The organism is Enterococcus sp. SB12 (genome assembly GCF_030910025.2).
GTDB lineage: Bacteria > Bacillota > Bacilli > Lactobacillales > Enterococcaceae > Enterococcus_B > Enterococcus_B faecium.
In genome coordinates, this window is the sequence record NZ_CP175675.1 from 1,242,661 (window position 1) to 1,261,463 (window position 18,803).

Annotated in this window: 18 protein-coding genes, 2 pseudogenes and 1 riboswitch; of the genes and pseudogenes, 15 read left to right on the top strand and 5 right to left on the bottom strand. The window is 35.7% G+C overall.

Features of this window, described 5'->3' with window-relative positions; translation table 11 throughout:
* Window positions 1–23 precede the first annotated feature (23 nt).
* The 4 genes and pseudogenes from RBL01_RS06165 to RBL01_RS06180 all read right to left on the bottom strand — a co-directional run bounded on the left by RBL01_RS06165 (window position 24) and on the right by RBL01_RS06180 (window position 2,554).
* Window positions 24–394: pseudogene (locus RBL01_RS06165) on the bottom strand (hypothetical protein).
* A 635-nt stretch (window positions 395–1,029) separates the two neighbouring features.
* Window positions 1,030–1,257 carry a helix-turn-helix domain-containing protein gene (locus tag RBL01_RS06170; protein WP_002295139.1) on the bottom strand — a complete coding sequence of 76 codons (228 nt, stop codon included), beginning with the start codon at window positions 1,255–1,257 and terminating at the stop codon, window positions 1,030–1,032.
* A gap of 8 nt (window positions 1,258–1,265) precedes the next feature.
* Window positions 1,266–1,739 carry a DUF2975 domain-containing protein gene (locus RBL01_RS06175; RefSeq protein ID WP_002295138.1) on the bottom strand — a complete coding sequence of 158 codons (474 nt, stop codon included), beginning with the start codon at window positions 1,737–1,739 and terminating at the stop codon, window positions 1,266–1,268.
* 641 nt (window positions 1,740–2,380) lie between these two features.
* Window positions 2,381–2,554: a hypothetical protein gene (locus RBL01_RS06180; RefSeq protein WP_002291299.1), complete on the bottom strand. Its 174-nt coding sequence runs from the start codon at window positions 2,552–2,554 to the stop codon at window positions 2,381–2,383.
* A 126-nt stretch (window positions 2,555–2,680) separates the two neighbouring features.
* On the opposite strand from RBL01_RS06180, the gene RBL01_RS06185 reads away from it, so the two are divergent.
* The 5 genes from RBL01_RS06185 (at window position 2,681) to RBL01_RS06205 (ending at window position 5,833) form a co-directional block, all read left to right on the top strand.
* A protein-coding gene (locus RBL01_RS06185; protein WP_410779648.1) for an IS3 family transposase occupies window positions 2,681–3,807 on the top strand; the annotation gives its coding sequence in 2 pieces (ribosomal slippage) (window positions 2,681–2,909 and window positions 2,909–3,807; 1,128 coding nt in all).
* Between the two features lie 414 nt (window positions 3,808–4,221).
* Entirely contained in the window at window positions 4,222–4,788 is a 567-nt protein-coding gene (amaP, locus tag RBL01_RS06190; RefSeq protein ID WP_002297459.1) for an alkaline shock response membrane anchor protein AmaP, read from the top strand.
* A 12-nt stretch (window positions 4,789–4,800) separates the two neighbouring features.
* Complete coding sequence (locus RBL01_RS06195; protein ID WP_002290682.1) at window positions 4,801–4,989, top strand: DUF2273 domain-containing protein; 189 nt, start codon at window positions 4,801–4,803, stop codon at window positions 4,987–4,989.
* A 12-nt stretch (window positions 4,990–5,001) separates the two neighbouring features.
* Window positions 5,002–5,559, top strand: a complete 558-nt coding sequence (locus tag RBL01_RS06200) for an Asp23/Gls24 family envelope stress response protein (protein ID WP_002295944.1) — start codon at window positions 5,002–5,004, stop codon at window positions 5,557–5,559.
* A gap of 31 nt (window positions 5,560–5,590) precedes the next feature.
* Window positions 5,591–5,833 (top strand): GlsB/YeaQ/YmgE family stress response membrane protein, encoded by a 243-nt coding sequence (locus RBL01_RS06205; protein ID WP_002290686.1) that lies wholly within the window; start codon window positions 5,591–5,593, stop codon window positions 5,831–5,833.
* A 244-nt stretch (window positions 5,834–6,077) separates the two neighbouring features.
* Here RBL01_RS06205 and RBL01_RS06210 read toward each other — a convergent pair.
* A pseudogene (locus RBL01_RS06210) lies at window positions 6,078–7,256 on the bottom strand (IS256-like element ISEf1 family transposase).
* Window positions 7,257–7,519: 263 nt separating this feature from the next.
* On the opposite strand from RBL01_RS06210, the gene RBL01_RS06215 reads away from it, so the two are divergent.
* The 10 genes from RBL01_RS06215 to RBL01_RS06260 all read left to right on the top strand — a co-directional run bounded on the left by RBL01_RS06215 (window position 7,520) and on the right by RBL01_RS06260 (window position 18,787).
* Complete coding sequence (locus RBL01_RS06215) at window positions 7,520–8,734, top strand: ammonium transporter (RefSeq protein ID WP_307780966.1); 1,215 nt, start codon at window positions 7,520–7,522, stop codon at window positions 8,732–8,734.
* A 30-nt stretch (window positions 8,735–8,764) separates the two neighbouring features.
* On the top strand, window positions 8,765–10,192 hold the full coding sequence (locus tag RBL01_RS06220; protein ID WP_002297463.1) for an amino acid permease: 1,428 nt from the start codon (window positions 8,765–8,767) through the stop codon (window positions 10,190–10,192).
* 22 nt (window positions 10,193–10,214) lie between these two features.
* A complete protein-coding gene (gene glsA / locus RBL01_RS06225) occupies window positions 10,215–11,141 on the top strand; it encodes a glutaminase A (RefSeq protein WP_002297464.1) in 927 nt (308 codons plus the stop codon).
* 207 nt (window positions 11,142–11,348) lie between these two features.
* Window positions 11,349–12,809: a hypothetical protein gene (locus RBL01_RS06230; RefSeq protein WP_002297465.1), complete on the top strand. Its 1,461-nt coding sequence runs from the start codon at window positions 11,349–11,351 to the stop codon at window positions 12,807–12,809.
* A 220-nt stretch (window positions 12,810–13,029) separates the two neighbouring features.
* Complete coding sequence (locus tag RBL01_RS06235; protein ID WP_307780965.1) at window positions 13,030–14,793, top strand: 1-deoxy-D-xylulose-5-phosphate synthase; 1,764 nt, start codon at window positions 13,030–13,032, stop codon at window positions 14,791–14,793.
* 83 nt (window positions 14,794–14,876) lie between these two features.
* Window positions 14,877–15,335: an ASCH domain-containing protein gene (locus RBL01_RS06240; RefSeq protein WP_002297467.1), complete on the top strand. Its 459-nt coding sequence runs from the start codon at window positions 14,877–14,879 to the stop codon at window positions 15,333–15,335.
* A 108-nt stretch (window positions 15,336–15,443) separates the two neighbouring features.
* Window positions 15,444–16,127, top strand: a complete 684-nt coding sequence (locus RBL01_RS06245; RefSeq protein ID WP_002287767.1) for an N-acetylmannosamine-6-phosphate 2-epimerase — start codon at window positions 15,444–15,446, stop codon at window positions 16,125–16,127.
* A 146-nt stretch (window positions 16,128–16,273) separates the two neighbouring features.
* A complete protein-coding gene (locus tag RBL01_RS06250; RefSeq protein ID WP_038809934.1) occupies window positions 16,274–16,888 on the top strand; it encodes a flavin reductase family protein in 615 nt (204 codons plus the stop codon).
* A gap of 14 nt (window positions 16,889–16,902) precedes the next feature.
* A complete protein-coding gene (locus RBL01_RS06255; protein WP_002287763.1) occupies window positions 16,903–17,109 on the top strand; it encodes a hypothetical protein in 207 nt (68 codons plus the stop codon).
* Window positions 17,110–17,332: 223 nt separating this feature from the next.
* Window positions 17,333–17,499, top strand: a riboswitch (M-box (ykoK) riboswitch).
* Between the two features lie 124 nt (window positions 17,500–17,623).
* The gene (locus tag RBL01_RS06260; RefSeq protein ID WP_038809584.1) at window positions 17,624–18,787 is read left to right on the top strand and encodes an FtsW/RodA/SpoVE family cell cycle protein; all 1,164 of its coding nucleotides are present in this window, start codon (window positions 17,624–17,626) and stop codon (window positions 18,785–18,787) included.
* The last annotated feature ends 16 nt before the right edge of the window (window positions 18,788–18,803 follow it).

Sequence of the window (18,803 nt, forward strand, 5' to 3'; positions counted from 1 at the left end):
TAAGACAGCTTTTTCACAACCTTTTAATAAAACAATGCCTCCCTAAATTTTCTTGAGATAGGAAAGGTGAACATACAAAATAATACGACCACTTGGAAAACCCAGATGATCCACAAATGGATCGTATGATACTGATGAAGTAAAAAGCAATGGATCAGAAACTCAAAGAGATTGAAAAAGACAAGGAAGAAATATATCTCTTTTTTACTCTTGTCTGTTTTAGCCAATAATAGCTCGTAAAGTAATCTAGACAAACAAATAGAAGTAAACAAAGTTTCGTAAGAGCCGTAATCGCATCATGTTGCTTTGCTAGACGATTGACGAGCAGGAAAAATGTTGGTAATGGAATATAGATCACGAGTAATGAAAGAAAAAAGTAAACAATAAATGGCATACTATTCCTCCTAATTGTGTGAGTTCGCCCTCATTTTAAAATAACGATATTTATTTGTGAAGCTTTTTCGTGTCGTAACAAATGTTATCTAATGTATTTTTAAATAAATAATCATTATTATCAAAATAATGTTAAAAATAAAAAAGAATAGTCCATCACTGTTATTCAAATCATTTTATCAAAACTACATAGTAAATGGTAAAAAGCAACATGACATAATATATAGAAGGCTTTACAGTATATATGGGAGTTTACTAAAAAAGAATGGAGTAAGAGTTAACACAATGGGCCATTAGCTGAAGTTTTAAGCACTTCAAGGTATGAAACAGAATGGCCTGTAATACTACATGATTATTTAGACTGCTCAAACTGCTATCAGTCTGGTGGAATGAATAAAGTATTATACTAAAAGCAGATCCAACTACAACGTAACAGGAAACCTGTTGTATCAGGAAAAGTGATAGTACATGGAGAAGAAAAGGCCCCCTTTGTATGAGTCAGTACATATCTTATTTATAGATAAAACGGTATTCAATCGAAATAAAAAATCTGAATAATAGACGTAAATAACTTCTAAAAGTCTCACACATCTATCATTCAGATTATTTTTTATTTACTGTTTGTTCTACTTTATTTTATTCTTCTGGTATAGTATTCGAGTCATTTTTATAGGTCAACAAATCACCCGGTTGACACTCCAAAACTTGGCAGATTTTTTCGAGAGTGGAAAAACGGATGGCTTTTGCTTTTCCATTTTTTAGAATAGAGATGTTTGCCATCGTAATGCCCACTTTCTCACTCAATTCAGTCACACTCATTTTTTTTTGAGCTAATACTACATCTAAATTAACGATAATTGCCATGTCGCACCTCACACTGTCAAATCATGATCTGTCTTAAGTAAAATCGCATGTTCAAGCAGTTTTTCCAGCACGCTTGTTAATGTGTATACTGCAAAAGGAATGAATACGACAGCGATTCCTACCAACATCAAACCTGGAGCATCGTCTAAATCCGCTACTTTCATAAATTTAGGAAGTAAGCCAAAAAAAGCGAAACCAATAAACAAAATGGTTCGTTCGATTTTTTTTAGTATGTTTAAGCTTTGAGTGGAAAAAGCTTGGTTATCTTCGATTTTTTTCAATAGTTTCAATAAGAAATAAGCAATAACGATTCCTAGGAGAAGGGCAAAGTAAATGACAGAAACAAATAATGTGGTCTGCCAATCAAAATTGAATCCTTTTTCGCTTGTAGCGATCTGAGTGTAAAAAAGTACGCCGAACAAAATAAATACGGCACTTATACCTAAAACGACAAATTTTAATAGCAATGTTTTAAATTTCATTTTTATCCCTCTTTTATCTTTGATAGCTAAAATATAGCAGAATAATTATTGTAAAACAACTATTTTTTATCGAAAAACAATAAAAATATATCGTTTATAAAAAATGATAGAGTATGAGGGTGTGGAGTGCATTTAACAGCTTTTTTTGATTGTAAGAAACATTTAAAACCAGTTATTTTAGATTCTATGTGTGTCTCTTCTATAATGCTAGTTTAGATGCCTGGGATTATATTGGACAATACAGTTGGAGGATTTTTTATTCTCTAGCGAAGAGAAGTGTAAGTTAACAGAACTGTATGAGAAAAAAGACAACTACGTAGTAGCTAACCGATTCATTAATTTTTTCAAGTTCATGTTTATTTACGTATCAGAATTTTTCTTATTCAATGGTTTGGTGTAATCATCACTTATTTGTCCTTTATTGCTTATACAATGTTATACAAAAGGAAAATCAAGCATTGACGCATGGGGTGTGGTACTATCTAGCTGAAATAGCTTAATAAGCGCAAGTAGATGCATTGGATTAGTTTATAAATCAAAAGTGTTAGAGGTATTAAGAAGAAGTAGAAAAATAAAATGGATTGCCGAATAAAAAGTACCATAAATCCTAAAACATGTGCCAACAGATAGATGGTAGATGTTTATTTTTTTCGATAATTTTGTAACAAAAATACGAAGATGAAAAAGAATAGAGATTCCCATAATGTAGTAGTCCAACTGAATTCTTTACTGATACCAAATACCATATTTCCTAGATTTGATACAATCAAATAGCCAATCGTTATGATCAATGAATAGTACAATCTTTTCATCATAGGACATACCTCGTTTTTATTTATAAGAATAGTATAAACCAAAGAAGTGGTGTTAGTATCAAATCTTAGACAGCTTTTCGTAGAGACAAGAATAAATTAAACTTATCTACGAGAGGATGAATTTTTATGACCCGATATGAAGAAAATTTTAAACAAATGATTGTTGAACTGAATCAAACTGGACGTTCTGTTCGAGGGTTAGCGAAAGAATATGGCTTATCTGAAGCAACGATTTACAAATGGAAGAATTTATATTTACCTGATCAGTCCACAGGACTGACTGGAAAAGAAGTAGCTGAACTGAGAAAAGAAAATGCTCGTTTAAATGAGGAACTTGAAATCTTAAAAAAAGCCGCAGCCATATTCTCTCGGAAAACCTAAATTCGCTTGTTCAATTTATTGAAAAATGGTGTAAGGATTACACTGTTTCTTTGTTGTGTCGGTTATTAGAAATCCCTAGAAGTGTCTATTATTTTTATAAGAATAAACCGTTGACAGCTACAGAAATCAGAAATAATAAGTTGAAAAAGAAGATTTCAACAATTTTTTTTACGAATAAACAACGCTATGGTCCCACAAAGATCCATCAAGTTTTATTAAAAGAAGGGATTTCAGTATCTCTTAAACATGTCCAAAAGCTAATGAAACAATTAAATTTAAGGTCGATTGTAGTTAAAAAATATAGACCTCAAAGGTCTAATAAACCGATCATTTCAAAAGAGAATCTCTTAAATCAGGACTTTTCTACTGAAACGATCTGTGAGAAATGGGCAGCTGACATTACGTACATTCCTACTAAGAAAAATGGTTGGTGTTACTTATCTTCAATCATGGATTTACACACGAAAAAAATTATTAGTTATACATTTTCAAAACGAATGACTGTGGATTGTGTCATTCAAACATTGAATAAAGCAAAAATACATTATCACATTCCAGAAGGAATGATTCTACACACTGACTTGGGCAGCCAATACACAGCAAGAGAAGTGGAACAATGGCTTAAAACCAACAAAATAAGGCATTCTTATAGTAGAAAAGGAACACCTTATGATAATGCTGGAATCGAATCTTTCCATGCCTCATTGAAAAAAGAAGAAGTCTACACGACTAGCTACTCAGATTTTGAAGAAGCAAATCGAGCGCTATTTAGCTACATTGAAGGATTTTATAACCGAAATCGAATCCATAGCTCGATTCACTATCTAACCCCACAGGAATTTGAAGAATTAGCAAAAGAAAAAATGGCTTAACCGTCTCTACTAAAATGTGTCCAAGATATTGACTCAAATCCAAAGTGAATAAGAAAAATGATAATATAAAAATAAAGTAAGAACGCATTAAAGTAACTAAAGTTATTTATTGTATTTTTTAATTCTCCGAAAAAATTTAATAAATAAATAGAATCTTGTAATAATAACTGAGCATAATCTTTGCAATTTTTAATCTTGAATAATATCCTTTAAGTATAGCCAGCAATCAAAAGTAAATAGAGAATAAGTAAGCAATTGTTATTTCAGTATCAGACTGGCAATAAAACGCCGTTATGATCCAGCAATGTTTGGTAGCGATTTATTTACTGGTGCTATGCTAACTGTTCGCTATCTATACTGTGATTGTCGGTAGAGTTATTTACAGGGTAAAAATAAGTTTATAGGAGGTGGAAAATGAATAAGGGGTTAAAAATAATCGGTGTTATCATGAGTTTACTGCTACTTTCAGTATTTCTAGCGATTGCGTTGATCAATGCGCCGTATATTATGCCTGAACAATTGGAACGATTTCGCTTCTTTACTTTAACGAATTACTACATGCAACAATATATTTTCTGGGCAGCTGTAGTATTTGCCGTTCTTGCTATTATCATCTTGCTAGTCGTTCTTTTCTATCCAAAGTCAAGAGGAACTTTCGTTATGAAACGGGAAGATGGCAAACTAACAATCGACAAAAAAGCGATCGAAGGGTTGGTACGTTCCCATTTACACGAAGAAGAGTTCATTCATTCACCTAAAGTACGGATACGTTCAACGAAAAATCGAATCCATATCCATGTCAACGGAGACTTGAAACGAACTTCTTCATTAGTAGGGAAAACAGGTGTATTGATGCAAGACATCGAAGAAGAAGTGACTAGAGTACTTGGAACAAAAGAAACGGTCAAAGTGGCAGTCACATACAGCGGTTATGAAGAACAAGAAGATACAAGAGACTACAAGCACTCTCGAGTGGAATAGGAGGGCCAAATAATGAAAGAACTATTTTCAGCATACAAGCTCCCTATTATCTTTGGGGGGCTTGGACTACTGCTAGCTGTTTTATGGTTAACGATTGGATTTTTCAAGACATTGTTGATCATAATCATGACAGCAATTGGCGCAGGAATCGGTTTTTATTTGAAACAGACAGGAATAGTTGATCAATTTTTTAAATCATAGGAGGAAACAAAGATGGAAAACAAAAACATGAATACAACAAATGGATCAGTTTTGGCAAATGAAAAAGGAGAAAACCGCATGATGAATGGTGAATTGACTTATGAAGACAAAGTCATCCAAAAAATCATCGGTTATGCATTGAAAGATGTAGATGGTCTATTGACATTAGATGGCGGATTTTTCTCAAATATGGCTGAAAAATTAGTCAACACAGATAACGTAACAGCAGGTATCAATACAGAAGTAGGTAAGAAACAAGTAGCTGTGGATCTAGATGTGATCGTAGAATACGGTAAAGACATCGAAGATATTTACAACCAAATCAAAGAATTAATCAGTACTGAAGTAAACAATATGACACATTTAGATGTTATCGAAGTGAATGTGAATGTTGCAGATATCAAAACACAAGAAGAATACCAAAAAGATCAAGAAACAGTACAAGACAAAGTAACAGAAGCAGCAAAATCAACAGGACAATTTGCTTCACGCCAAACAGATAAAGCAAAATCTGCTGTAGGCAAAGGTGCACAAAAAGTCAAAGAAAATAACGAACCACGTGTACAATAAGAAGTAAGAAGTCAGTTAGGAGGAATTTAAAATGGGATTTATTTGGGCATTAATCGTCGGCGGTATCATTGGAGCAATTGCAGGAGCAATCACGAATAAAGGATCATCAATGGGAATCATCGCAAACATCATTGCTGGTTTAGTAGGTTCAGCAATTGGACAAGCTTTACTAGGGACTTGGGGACCAACAATTGCAGGAATGGCTATCATTCCATCATTGATCGGTGCAATCATTTTAGTATTAGTCGTTTCATTCTTTGCACGTAAATTATAAGCAAATTGAAGAAAAACTTATGTTGAAATGAAGAACAAATTTGAGAACCGTAGCGAAACTCGCTGCGGTTCTTTTTTATATATTTTATATGAAGTATTCTTTATTCCTTATGAAAAAATATCTTTAAAAATAAAAAAAGACGAAAATAAACGGTTTTCTATAAAAAGAAGACCGATTATTTTTTGTCTTTATGGGAGCGTCAATAATTTTGTGTAAATAAATTGTCCTCCTGCAAAATAATTAGTTACTCAGTAAACATTGAAACTAATGTATCGGTTACCTGTTGAAAACCTTTATGGCTTCTGTTTAGAAATTTTTGATTGTATGTATCAAAAATGCTGACTAGAAAGCGTTATAGTGATTCTTCATTTTGAAACTGCTCTTTTCTACGGCTGTATCTTTTAATTTGCTTATTGAAAGACTCGATTAGATTGGTTGAGTAAATGGTTCTACGAATGCTAGGTGGAAAATCATAAAAAGTTAATAAGTCTTGGTTTTCTATGAGTGACTGCGTCACTTTAGGATAGTTTTTCTTCCATTTCTCAATCATGCCGGATAAGAAGGTATTCGCTTCTTCTTTTGAGTTAGCTTGATAAACAGCCTTAAAGTCATCACAGATTTCTTTTCGGTCTTTGACACGTACTTTATGAGCGATATTACGAGATACATGGATACAACAATGCTGATATTTTGCTTTAGGATAAATTTGATGGATAGTATCTTTCATGCCTTTTAAGCCGTCCGTAATAAAAAGCAAGACTTCTTGAACTCCTCTGGAGTTAATATCCTGTAGCAGCTCATTCCAAACGTATGTTGATTCAGTTGGAGCAATCGCATAACTCAGTACTTCTTTAGTGCCGTCTTCTCGTATACCAATGGCAATATAAATCGCTTCTTTGGATACAGTTTGACGTTTTAGTGGAATGTAAGTAGCGTCCATAAAAATAGCGACATACTTATCATTTAAGGCTCTGGATTTAAAGGCATTTACTTCTTCAGTCAGAACTTTAGTCATGTTGGACATGGTTTGTGGAGTATAGTGATGACCGTACATTTTTTCGATCAAATCAGCAATTTCAGACATCGTAACACCTTTTTCGAATAAATGGATAATAGTGGTTTCCAATGTATCGTTTGTTCTTTTGTAGGCTGGTAAAGTTTGTTGTTTAAACTCACCATTACGATCTCTAGGTATTTCCAATGTTAATTCACCATATTCGGTTTTGATTGATCGAAAGTAAGAACCGTTTCTCGAATTACCTGAATTAAAACCAGTGCGATCATATTTTTCGTAATCTAAAAAAGCCGTTAATTCAGTCCGTAGGAGTGTGTTTATCGCTTTTTCTAAGTGCGAACGGAATAATTCATTTAAATCGCCTTTAGTGACTAGAGTTTGCACAATTTCTGTAGTAAAATCATTCATAGGGAAGTCCTCTTTTCTGTGAATTGGTTGTCGTTAACTTTATTCTACAGAAGGGACTTCCTTTTTTGTATGGATTTTTTCATTTACACAAAATATTTTATACTCTCGTCTTTATTTGTGTGAAAAACGAAAAAGAGCACAACACATCAAGCTTTTATTAATTGTCTGTCTTTTATAAATGCAAGTATTAATTCAAAAAAACAGAAGAAAAAAACAACTACACCTTCTTTTATACTCGTAATCGTAGAAAGGAGGCGAAAAAAATGAATACATTACCTATCAATACAGGAGATACAGCATTCATGATTTTATGTACAGCAATGGTTTGCCTGATGACTCCTGGTCTAGCATTTTTTTACGGCGGATTAGCACGGAAGAATAATATACTAACGATCATGTCTCAATCTTTTCTCTCCGTTGGGATAACAACGATTATGTGGGTATTTGGTGGATTCGGATTGGCCTTTGGACGGGATATCGGCGGTGTTATTGGAAACCCGGCAGATTTCTTTTTGATGAGACATGTTACAAGCTTCCCCAACATGTTTCATGGTGCAACGATTCCATTTTTAATGTTCTTTCTTTACCAACTGATGTTTATCGTGATTACCGTTCCTTTGATGACAGGAGCTTTTGCAGGAAGATTGAATTTAAAAGGCTATATTATACTTGTTATTTTTTGGAATCTGCTGATTTATTTCCCTGTTTGCCACTGGATATGGGGCGGCGGATTTTTGGATCAGATGGGATTTAGAGATTTCGCTGGTGGAGCAGTCATCCACACGACAGCTGGATTCGGCTCTTTAGCATGTATCCTCACACTTGGTCAAAGAAAGATTCCTTTAGGAGAAAGAAGTCAGCATAGCAGTCTTATGGCAGCTGCTATCGGTACAGGACTGCTTTGGTTTGGCTGGTTCGGTTTTAATTCCGGTGGTGCACTTCGAGCAGATGAACAAGCAGTCAATGCATTTGGTTCAACATTCATCGCTCTTGCATTTGCGATGATTACTTGGCTGATCATTGCAAAAGTAAAAGGAAATGGCTTTGATTTTGTCGACGTACTAACAGGATCCGTTGCTGGATTGGCAGACATTACGCCTTGTGCCGGTTATGTAGAAGCAAAAAGTGCCATGCTGATTGGGATCATTGCGGGTATCGTCTGTCATGCTGCTGTTGATTTTCGTAAAAAGAAACAATGGGATGATGCACTTGATGTGTGGGGTGTTCATGGCATGGGCGGATCCACAGGTACGATTCTGATAGGGATCTTTGCATCTAACAGCCATCTACTAACGAATCCAAGCAGCTGGTACTTCTTAGGGATTCAAGTGATTGGTGTCATCATTACTGCCGTGTATGCCTATGTGCTGACAACAGTGATTTTAAAATCGGCGATGCACTTTACAACGATCACTACTACAAAAGAAGAACAAGAAGAAGGATTGGACTTTTTCTTCTTTGGCAACAAACTCAATTGAAACAAATTCAAATAGAAAAGAGGAAGATTCATGCAACAAAGCAAAACGAAAATTCCTGCAAAAAAATTAACGTTCTTTGGCTTTTTGGCTATGACCATCTCAATGGTCGTTTCATTATATGAATATCCCACATTCGCGACCTCAGGCTTCAGCTTAGTATTTTTCTTGTTATTAGGCGGTTTGCTATGGTTTATCCCTGTGGCATTGTGCGCAGCAGAGATGGCAACGGTGAAAGGATGGGAAAAAGGCGGTGTCTATACTTGGGTCAGTCGCACATTGGGAAAACGATTCGGTTTTGCCGCAATCTTTTTCCAATGGTTTGAGATAACAGTTGGCTACTTGACCATGCTGTATTTCTTAACTGGTGCATTATCCTATGCAACGGGTATTGGTGCTATACAAAACAATAAATATCTGAAATTGGCAATCCTATTGATTATTTTCTGGGCTATTTTACTCTCACAGTTAAAAGGAACCAAATACACTTCATTGATTGCTCGGATCGGTTTTGTAGCTGGTATCTTGTTGCCAGCATTAGTCCTGTTTGGCTTAGGGATCCATTATGTCGCTTCAGGCGCTCCACTACAAACGACACTGTCTATGAAAACATTGATTCCTGATTTTTCGAAATTGCCTACGCTGGTTGTTTTTGTTTCCTTTATTTTAGCATATATGGGCGTAGAAACATCTGCCAGTCATGCAAATGAAATGGAAAACCCTAAAAAGGATTATCCATTAGCAATGTTTGTATTGGTTATTCTGGCAATCATTTTAGATACTTTTGGCGGATTGACCGTCGCTACTACAGTACCTCAACATGGTTTGTCTCTTAATACAGGGGTGATTCAATCGTTAGAATTCCTATTAAGACACATTGATCCAAATCTTGCATGGATTGCGAAAATTCTTGCGATTCTTGTTTGTTTAGGTGTCATCGGAGAAATTGCTTCTTGGGTAACCTCTCCTTCAAAAGCACTTCACGTAGCAGCAGAAGAAGGATTACTTCCTGAATATTTTGCAAAAGAAAACACACACGGTGTTCCTGCTCATTTGATGATCGCCAATGGGATCGTTGCAACAATCTGGGCAGCCGTCTTTACATTAAGCGGCGGGGGGAATAATCTTTCATTTCTTGCAGCGATGTCATTGACTGTTGTAATCTACCTGATGTTGTACTTTATGTTTTTCGCGGGCTATTTGAAGCTGGTTTTTAAAGATGACAGTCTTGAAAGAGCCTATCAGGTTCCAGGCGGAAAAGTTGTAAAAGTAATCGTTGCTTGTTTAGGTCTTTTGACTTCACTTTTTGCTTTTTGTATCTCATTTGTTCCACCTGCTAGTATCGCAGCTGGACAGCATGGGATTTATGAAACGATTCTGATTGTTTCTTATCTTATCGTCTTAGTTATTCCATTTACGATCTACGCATGCCGTCATAAATTCCAGCATGCAGAAAAATAAAAAATGAAAGCTGGTTATTCAAATGGAAGTAAAAGAATTAGAACAATTGATTGGAAAAAATTTCCACTATTATCAAACAGGACAAGTGGCGGATTACATTCCAGCATTAGCTGAAGTGGATCCTAAACAATTAGGTATGGCGATTTATGATTTGGATACAAAACAACTGATTGAGGGAGGAGATGCCGATGTGCGCTTTGCCATCGAAAGCATGTCAAAAGTTCCCGTATTGTTATTAGCAATCAAAGACAACGGAATAGAAAAAGTCTTTCAAACAATCAACACGGAACCAACCGGTTTTGCCTTCAATTCTATCATGAATATGGAAATCAATCATCGCAAACATCCAATGAATCCTTTTGTTAATGCAGGAGCGATTGCAACAACCTCGTTGATTGCCGGTAAAGATGCAGATGAAAAATTTGAGCGAATCTTGTCATTTATGAAAGAGATCTGTGATGATCCTAATATCACATTGAATGAAGAAATCTATCATTCTGAATCAAGAACAGGTGATATCAATCGCTCTCTTGCTTACTATATGAAAGGTAATCAAATGATCGAAGGAGACGTACCGGAGATACTCGATGCTTATTTCAGACAATGCTCCCTCAATGTCACCGCTACAGGCATAGCAAAATTAGCTGCTGTGCTGGCAAATAAAGGAATTGCTCCTTGGGATGGCAAACAAATCATTACTGAAGAAAGTGCTACAATCGTCAAATCAATTATGACAACTGCTGGTTTGTATGATGAATCAGGAGAGTTTTCCGTCCATGTTGGTGTACCTGCAAAAAGCGGTGTAGGCGGCGGGTTGATGGCAGCTGTGCCAAATCGTTACGGCATAGGTGTCTTCAGCCCGGCACTAGATCCATTTGGTAACAGCGCAGCTGGTATCCAATTGTTGAAAGATGTAGTCAAAGAACTAGATGCTGACATCTTTGAATAACCATTCTTGAAAGAGGCTGGGGTAAAAGTCCAAACGGTTCAAAGTTACCTACAATGAGGCTGAAATTGTGAGCTTGTTTGACTTTTGTCCCAGTTTCTTTTTTTATTGGTTTTTGAAAGGGCTTTTCTAAATAAAAAGGAAACAAAAATATGATTTACAGATATGATTAAATAAACTCATAAGAAAAACTGGAGGCGTGTATCAGGAATGCTGGAAAATTACATCGAGCGAAATATATTTAGAAAAGTGTATCTGTGTGAACAATTATTTGAATTCCAAGAAATAGATATCGAACAAACAGCTATTTCTCTAAGGGTGACTACACCAACGATCCTTCACGATCTAGAAAGTCTAGCCGAGTGTCTAGAATATTGTATAAAAGAACAAGTAAGAGAGAAGCATAAGTATAAACTCGTATTCAAACATGGTATTGCTCTTTCTGAGCTCACACAGTTTCTGTACGGTCAATCTTATTTTTTAAAGTTTTTAAGTTATTATTTTGATGGTATATTCACGAGTACAGAACTGGCTGATCTTGAATTTATTTCTTTGAGCAAAGTATATACAATCAAAAAAATCGTATTGGATTTTTTTAAAGAAAATGATTATTTGAAAAATAAAGAAATCATTATCCCAGAATTTGACTCGCGGAACATCTTGCTAGCTTTAGTACGCTATGTCAATTGGGAAGGCTATGAAAATAAAAATCCGTATGTAGAAGAAGCTTGTAACGAGTTGATTGATTATGTAGAGACTCATTTTTTTAAAAGAAGATATTCGGAAGATGAAAAGTCCTTTATCATACGAGGAATAGAGATCGCAATCGGAAGAAAGGCATTTCCCCTTGGACTGAAAGAAGAAGATAAGAAAAGCGCAGAAACGAAGCCGTTATTTCAATTAGTTTGTCAAGGATTGGAAGAGCAAAAAGGAATTCTAGACTTACAAGAAGAAGATATCTATTATATTTTTTCCTTGTTCAACAGTAGAAATTATACCAATGAGAACATGGAGCTGTTAAGAAAAGATTTCGAAGTTGTTTATAAAAATTTTGTTCTCAATGACCTATCACTGAATGAATTGATTTTACAGATTATTAGTATCGCTGAAATCGACGATGCAGAAAATTTTATTTTCAAGCAATCCTTTTTACAATTTGTCCGTACGTTGTGGGCAGATGGACAAGTATTTTTACCGGAAAGGATCTATCTTCTATCAGAAAAAGAACAACTTCTGTACGGAAAAATTGTAGAAATATTGGAAGAGTGGAAAAAGAAAAATCAAATCCAACTAAGATGGAATGAAAATTTCATTCGAAAATTCGTCAAAAGTCTTTCTTTGATCAACAGTGAACAAGCGGGGAGGCAGGAAATAGAAATTTTTGTTGTTTCAGAAAGTTCAGTCAAACAATTTTTTTATCGAACCCAATTTCATTTGTATGCGGAAGAAGGCATCGCCGAAATAAATCCTATTTTATTTCGTTCATTAGAAGAATTGCCTGATGAATGTCTATGTGCGAAAAAAAGAGTGGTTTTGTGCGATGCTGCTAGCTATCAAAATGGATTAGAAACTGAAAAGACAAAGATCTATCCAATCTCATTAAAAGGTGCAAACATCCATTTGTATCATATTGCTCAGGAACTTCACCTATTAAAAAAACATATTTCTTGATGAGACCTTAATTAGGAGACCTTCTACAAAGCTTTTTAATTGTCTGTAGAAGGTTTTTATTTGAGTCCTGATTCGTGCGAAGATCTACTTATATAACAAGCTTTCTCTGAAATTTTTTTAAAATGCTATTGACTTAGAGTCAACTCTAAGTAGTAGAATAGATAAAGTGTAACAAATCTATTTTCATTAAAAGAAGATAGTACGGAGGAGAGAATGTATTATGAGTACAGTATTACATGTATTGGATGCAATCAATAGCCCCGCAGATGTCAAAAAATTATTTGTTGAGGAAATGAAACAGTTGGCAGAAGAGATGCGCCAAAAAATCTTGCAAAAGGACAGCGATGTAGGTGGGCACGTTGGTCCGAATCTAGGTGTAGTAGAATTAACGATTGCGTTTCATTATGTATTTGATTCACCAAAGGATAAAATCGTTTGGGATGTTTCCCATCAGTCTTATGGTCATAAGCTTTTAACTGGTCGAAAAAATGGTTTTGAAAAAGGACATTACCGTGAAGTGAGCGGATATTCCAACCAACATGAAAGTAAACATGACTATTTTACAGTGGGGCACACATCTACATCTATCAGCTTAGCAACAGGTTTAGCTAAAGCGAGAGGTCTGAAGAAAGAATCAGGAAATGTGGTAGCATTTATCGGTGACGGCTCCCTAAGTGGTGGCTTAGCTTTTGAAGGATTGAACAATGGTGGTGTTTTACAATCCAATCTAATCGTATTAGTAAACGATAATGAGATGTCTATTGATGAGAACCATGGCAGTTTATATAAAAACTTAGCTGAGCTTCGTCAAACCAACGGTAAAAGCAGCAATAACCTATTTAAAGCAATGGGATTTGATTATCGTTACGTGGATAATGGAAACGATCTGGAAACGGTGATCCGTTTATTTGAAGAAGTAAAAGATATTGATCATCCGATTGTACTTCACGTACATACGGAAAAAGGTCGCGGTTATCAGCCGGCAATCGATAATAAAATGAAATATCATTGGCATGTACCATTTGATCTGTCCACCGGGGAGGCAAAGCAAGTAACTTCTGGAGAAACATTTAATATGATCATCATGGATTATTTGGATAAGAAAATGCAAACAAGTACAGCTCCTATTGCCGCAGTCAATGCAGCGATACCAGGCGCCTTTGGACTGAAAACATTCCAAGAAAAACATCCAGATCATTATTTTGACGTGGGGATCGCTGAACAGCACTCTATCACTTTCGCTTCTGCTTTGGCTTCTCAGGGAGTACGTCCAGTCGTCTTCCAATCAAGTACTTTCTTGCAACGGGCATATGATCAATTATCACATGATTTAGCGATCAACGAGAATCCAGTGATTATTTTAGTCGGTGGCGGAACGATCTCAGCTAGTGACCGAACACACCAAGGAACATTTGACATTCCTTACTTATCAAGTATCCCGAACATCAAATATCTTGCTCCAGCAACAAAAGAGGATATGATCTCTATGCTAGATTGGGCGTTCGAACAAACAGCGCAGCCTGTAGCAATCCGGATTCCTACACATGGTGTAGAACATGGTACAGCTATCGCAAATGATTATAGTATTCCAGCCTATCAAACAGTAAATAATGGAGGAAAAGTAGCAATTTTAGCTTTAGGCGGTTTTCTTGAATTAGGAAAAGAAACAGTAAAAGCTTTTAGAAAAAAAGGAATCGAAGCAACGTTGATCAATCCAGGAACGATCACAGAAAATGACGTAGAAACATTAGATAAATTAAAAGAAACACATGAATTAGTCATCACATTAGAAGATGGTAGTTTGTCAGGAGGATTTGGCGAAAATATCAGTCGTTATTATGGTAATTCTTCAATGAACGTATTAAATTTTGGTGCAGAGAAAGAATTCACGGATAGCGTTCCTGTAGGGCAGCTTTATGAACGTTATCATTTAACACCAAAACAAATCGTTGAAGATAGTCTGCGTGTCTTGAATATTCAATAATTCATTATGCTCACCATCCAGATAATTGTTTATACTAGTATCTGGATGGTTTTTTCATTATAAAAAGCAAAGGTGTGGATGTTATGTATCAGCAAGTAGAAGAATATGTCAAAAAGTTCCAAAAAAAATATCCTAGTTATCAATCAGAAAAATTAGGTTTCTTTTCATTTGAGGATACAGAAAAAATGGCAGACGAGTTGAGCGAACTAGTTGTAAAAAAGATAAAGACTGGTACATCAAGTGGTTACGATCTGTATAAACAAGAGAATGAGCCTTTACCAAAAGTTGGTCAATTAGACGTGGTCCTGAATGGAAAAAATGAACCAGTTTGTATCATCAAAAATATAAATGTGACCATCTTGCCTTTTAGTGAAGTCACGAAAGAGCATGCTTGGAAAGAAGGAGAAGGGGATCGGACATTAGTTTATTGGCGGAAAGTCCATGCTGAGTTTTTTAAACATGCTTATAAAGAAGCGTTGAACATAGAATTTACAGAAGAGAAGCTGGTCGTATACGAAGAATTTGAAGTAATTTTCTTTTAGTAAGAAAGGTCTGCTGAAAGAAATAGCTCATTATTGACTCCTGAATAGAAAAGGGTTACATTTTTATATGAAGCTGTATTTTTATATAACATTACTGGAGGAGATATTGTGGATACACTGGAACAAATCAAAGGCGGAGTCGTCGTTTCTTGTCAAGCTTTGGAAAACGAGCCGCTACACAGTTCTTTTATTATGGGGAGAATGGCTTTGGCTGCAAAAGAAGGCGGAGCAGTTGGTATTCGAGCAAATACGACAGAAGATATCAATGAAATCAAGCGAATCGTTGATTTACCGGTAATAGGGATTATCAAAAGAGATTACGATGGGTCAGAAGTGTTTATTACTGCGACAGAAAAAGAAGTGGAAGAACTTTTGGAGACGCAAGCAGAAATCATTGCACTGGATGCAACTTCTCGTAAACGTCCGACAGAAAAAACAACTGCTGAACTTGTCCAAATGATTCACGAACACGGTCGGTTAGCTATGGCAGATATTTCGACTTTTGAGGAAGCGCTTCAAGCGCAAGAAGATGGTTTTGATCTTTTGTCTACGACTTTAGCAGGCTATACAGAATATTCACGAAAGACGCAGACACCTGATTTTGATTTATTGAATCAAATCATAGAACAAGTCGATATCCCAGTAATTATGGAAGGACATACTGACTCTCCTGAACAAGTAGAGAAAGCATATGAATTAGGTGCTTTTTCAGTCGTAGTTGGATCTATTATCACCCGTCCGCAATTGATCACTAAAAGATATGTCGAAGCCGCAAGTAAAGCAAATAACTAAAAAACACGCACGGTACAGATTCTTGACAAAAAAGAAAAATTGATAGATAGTTTAAAGCAGATTCTAAGAAGACGAAAAAAGCATTACTTTTCATTTTGTCTTCAAGATCTGCTTTTTAACGAATTTTATAGAAAGAAGGCGAAACCATGTTTGAACGGAGTCCTTCAGAATTGACAGAACGTGAAAATTACAAGTTGCTGATTGGTTCAGTCATCCCTAGACCAGTAGCAGTAGTAACGACTAAATCAGCAAAAGATATAGTGAATATCGCACCCTTCAGTTACTTCAATATCGTCAGTTCGAATCCACCCATCTTATCCTTGGCGATCCAGAGAAAACAAGATGCAGTAAAAGACACAGCAAAGAATATTCTTGAGACAAGAGAAGCTGTTATCCATATCCTTGATGAGGACAACGTAGAAGAAGTAAATAAAACAGCAGCCAATCTGCCTAATGAGGAAAGCGAACTGTACCTGACTGACTTGACTTTAACTGATTCAGTAATCATTTCAGTACCAGCATTGACAGAAGCAAAAGTTCGTTTTGAAACATCCTTGTATGAACATGTCGAGATACGGAATAAAAATAAAGTAACAGCTGATTTATTTTTGCTAGAAGTACAGAAATATCATTTAAATGAAACAGTCTATGATGATAAGACAGGAAGGATCGATCCAAGAAAATTGAATGCTGTAAGCCGTTTGGCAGGAAATGATTATGCAGCAATAGGAGAAATTTTCACGATTGCACGTCTCGAATAAAAAGGACACTAGTTATGTTAAAAATAAGCTATAAACCATCGACAGATTCAAAAGAAATGAAAAAAGAATATGAAACAGTGAATGATTTTCTGCAAGGGCAGTACTTAGAAGTTCCGCCATTGCAAGACCATTTTGTCGTTACTACTGTTACTTTAGATGGTAAGGAAATAGAAATGCCAGATCAAACGATTAGCGGATTGTTTAATTACTTTAACAAATAAATATTTATTCCGAAAAGTGAAAAAATACATAAAAAAACACATAAAACTAAAAATTATCAAAGAATCCTGGTGCAACTGAAAGAATTTGCAACGGGATTCTTTCAACTTATTTGTTATTTTTTTCTAAAAAATAGTAAAGATTGTTAAATTTCACTATTTCATTTCAAATTCCATTGCCTAATCATTAGGAAAAGTCTATCATGAAATCGTAAATAGAATATAGTAATAACCTTGTTAGGTGAGGCTCCTATACAAACATAGGCTGTTGCCCAGAAACGTCGAAAGTCGCCAATGGGTAAAACAGAAACTGTCGGATTAAGGCTTTTTCCAATAGCTAAGAATGTTTTCTTTACGTTGTATAGTGCTAAAACTCGGACGATGAGATGATGCTAGGTCAGAATTCTTGTTCGAAAAGGTTTCTGACCTTTTCTTTATATTTTTGTGACTGACTTATTTGATGAGACAAACTCGCTCCTCACCTGACAAATGGATTGCTGTGTGAGGAGGAGATGCGGTGAAAAAAAGAAAAAAGATCGATTGGTGGATTTTGGGTCCTTATTTGACTTTGTCCATGATCGGTCTTTTAGAAGTATACAGTGCCAGTTCTTATCGTTTATTGCAAGCCGATGAAAATACAAAAAGTCTATTATTGCGTCAACTAATTTTCATATTTTTGAGTTGGAGCGTGATCTTCTTAGCTCGTTCAGTCAAACTACACTATTTACTTCACCCTAAAATAGCAGGATACGGTTTAGCCTTATCGATTTTCTTTTTAGTATTAGTAAGAATAGGGATATTCGGTGTCACTGTCAATGGCGCACAACGTTGGATCTCTCTGTTTGGCATTCAATTCCAGCCTTCTGAACTGGCAAATCTTTTTTTGATTTTTTATTTAAGCTGGTTTTTTCGTGACGGAAATAGTAGCCCAAAAGATCTAAAAAGACCATTCCTGATTACAGTAGGTATAACTTTTCTGATTTTATTCCAGCCAAAGATTGCTGGAGCATTGATGATCCTTTCGATTGCGTGGATCATATTTTGGGCAGCGGCGGTTCCATTTAAAAAAGGGATCTATCTAATCGTTACTTTTTCTGCATTGCTGATTGGAGCAGCAGGCGGGGTATTATATTTAGGAAATAAAGGTTGGCTTCCACAGATGTTTAATCATGCTTATGAAAGGATCGCGACTTTAAGAGATCCTTTTATCGATAGTCATGGTGCGGGCTATCAAATGACCCATTCGTTTTATGCACTATATAATGGTGGCATATTTGGGCGGGGATTAGGAAATAGTATCACAAAAAAAGGGTATCTTCCAGAGACAGAAACAGATTTTATTTTTTCGATTATTACAGAAGAGCTTGGGCTAATCGGTGCATTGTGTGTGCTTTTCTTATTGTTCTCATTATGCATGAGAATCTTTTGTTTAAGCAGTCGCTGTAAAAATCAGCAAGCTGGATTGTTTCTTTTAGGATTCGGAACTTTGCTATTCGTTCAGACGATAATGAACGTGGGAAGTATCGCGGGGCTGATGCCAATGACTGGTGTGCCATTGCCATTTGTTAGCTACGGAGGAACAAGTTATCTGATCCTTTCTTTAGGAATCGGAATCACGTTGAATATTTCTTCAAAGATACAGGCCGAAGAGTTGCCGCTCTATCGAACTGAAAAACAATAAAGAGAAACTGAGAAAC

Excerpts from the sequence above, each read along its gene's own strand:
- RBL01_RS06170 (WP_002295139.1), bottom strand. The coding sequence starts at position 1,257 with ATGGCAATTATCGTTAATTTAGATGTAGTATTAGCTCAAAAAAAAATG.
- RBL01_RS06175 (WP_002295138.1), bottom strand. The coding sequence starts at position 1,739 with ATGAAATTTAAAACATTGCTATTAAAATTTGTCGTTTTAGGTATAAGT.
- RBL01_RS06180 (WP_002291299.1), bottom strand. The coding sequence starts at position 2,554 with ATGATGAAAAGATTGTACTATTCATTGATCATAACGATTGGCTATTTG.
- amaP (WP_002297459.1), top strand. The coding sequence starts at position 4,222 with ATGAATAAGGGGTTAAAAATAATCGGTGTTATCATGAGTTTACTGCTA.
- RBL01_RS06195 (WP_002290682.1), top strand. The coding sequence starts at position 4,801 with ATGAAAGAACTATTTTCAGCATACAAGCTCCCTATTATCTTTGGGGGG.
- RBL01_RS06200 (WP_002295944.1), top strand. The coding sequence starts at position 5,002 with ATGGAAAACAAAAACATGAATACAACAAATGGATCAGTTTTGGCAAAT.
- RBL01_RS06205 (WP_002290686.1), top strand. The coding sequence starts at position 5,591 with ATGGGATTTATTTGGGCATTAATCGTCGGCGGTATCATTGGAGCAATT.
- RBL01_RS06215 (WP_307780966.1), top strand. The coding sequence starts at position 7,520 with ATGAATACATTACCTATCAATACAGGAGATACAGCATTCATGATTTTA.
- RBL01_RS06220 (WP_002297463.1), top strand. The coding sequence starts at position 8,765 with ATGCAACAAAGCAAAACGAAAATTCCTGCAAAAAAATTAACGTTCTTT.
- glsA (WP_002297464.1), top strand. The coding sequence starts at position 10,215 with ATGGAAGTAAAAGAATTAGAACAATTGATTGGAAAAAATTTCCACTAT.
- RBL01_RS06230 (WP_002297465.1), top strand. The coding sequence starts at position 11,349 with ATGCTGGAAAATTACATCGAGCGAAATATATTTAGAAAAGTGTATCTG.
- RBL01_RS06235 (WP_307780965.1), top strand. The coding sequence starts at position 13,030 with ATGAGTACAGTATTACATGTATTGGATGCAATCAATAGCCCCGCAGAT.
- RBL01_RS06240 (WP_002297467.1), top strand. The coding sequence starts at position 14,877 with ATGTATCAGCAAGTAGAAGAATATGTCAAAAAGTTCCAAAAAAAATAT.
- RBL01_RS06250 (WP_038809934.1), top strand. The coding sequence starts at position 16,274 with ATGTTTGAACGGAGTCCTTCAGAATTGACAGAACGTGAAAATTACAAG.
- RBL01_RS06255 (WP_002287763.1), top strand. The coding sequence starts at position 16,903 with ATGTTAAAAATAAGCTATAAACCATCGACAGATTCAAAAGAAATGAAA.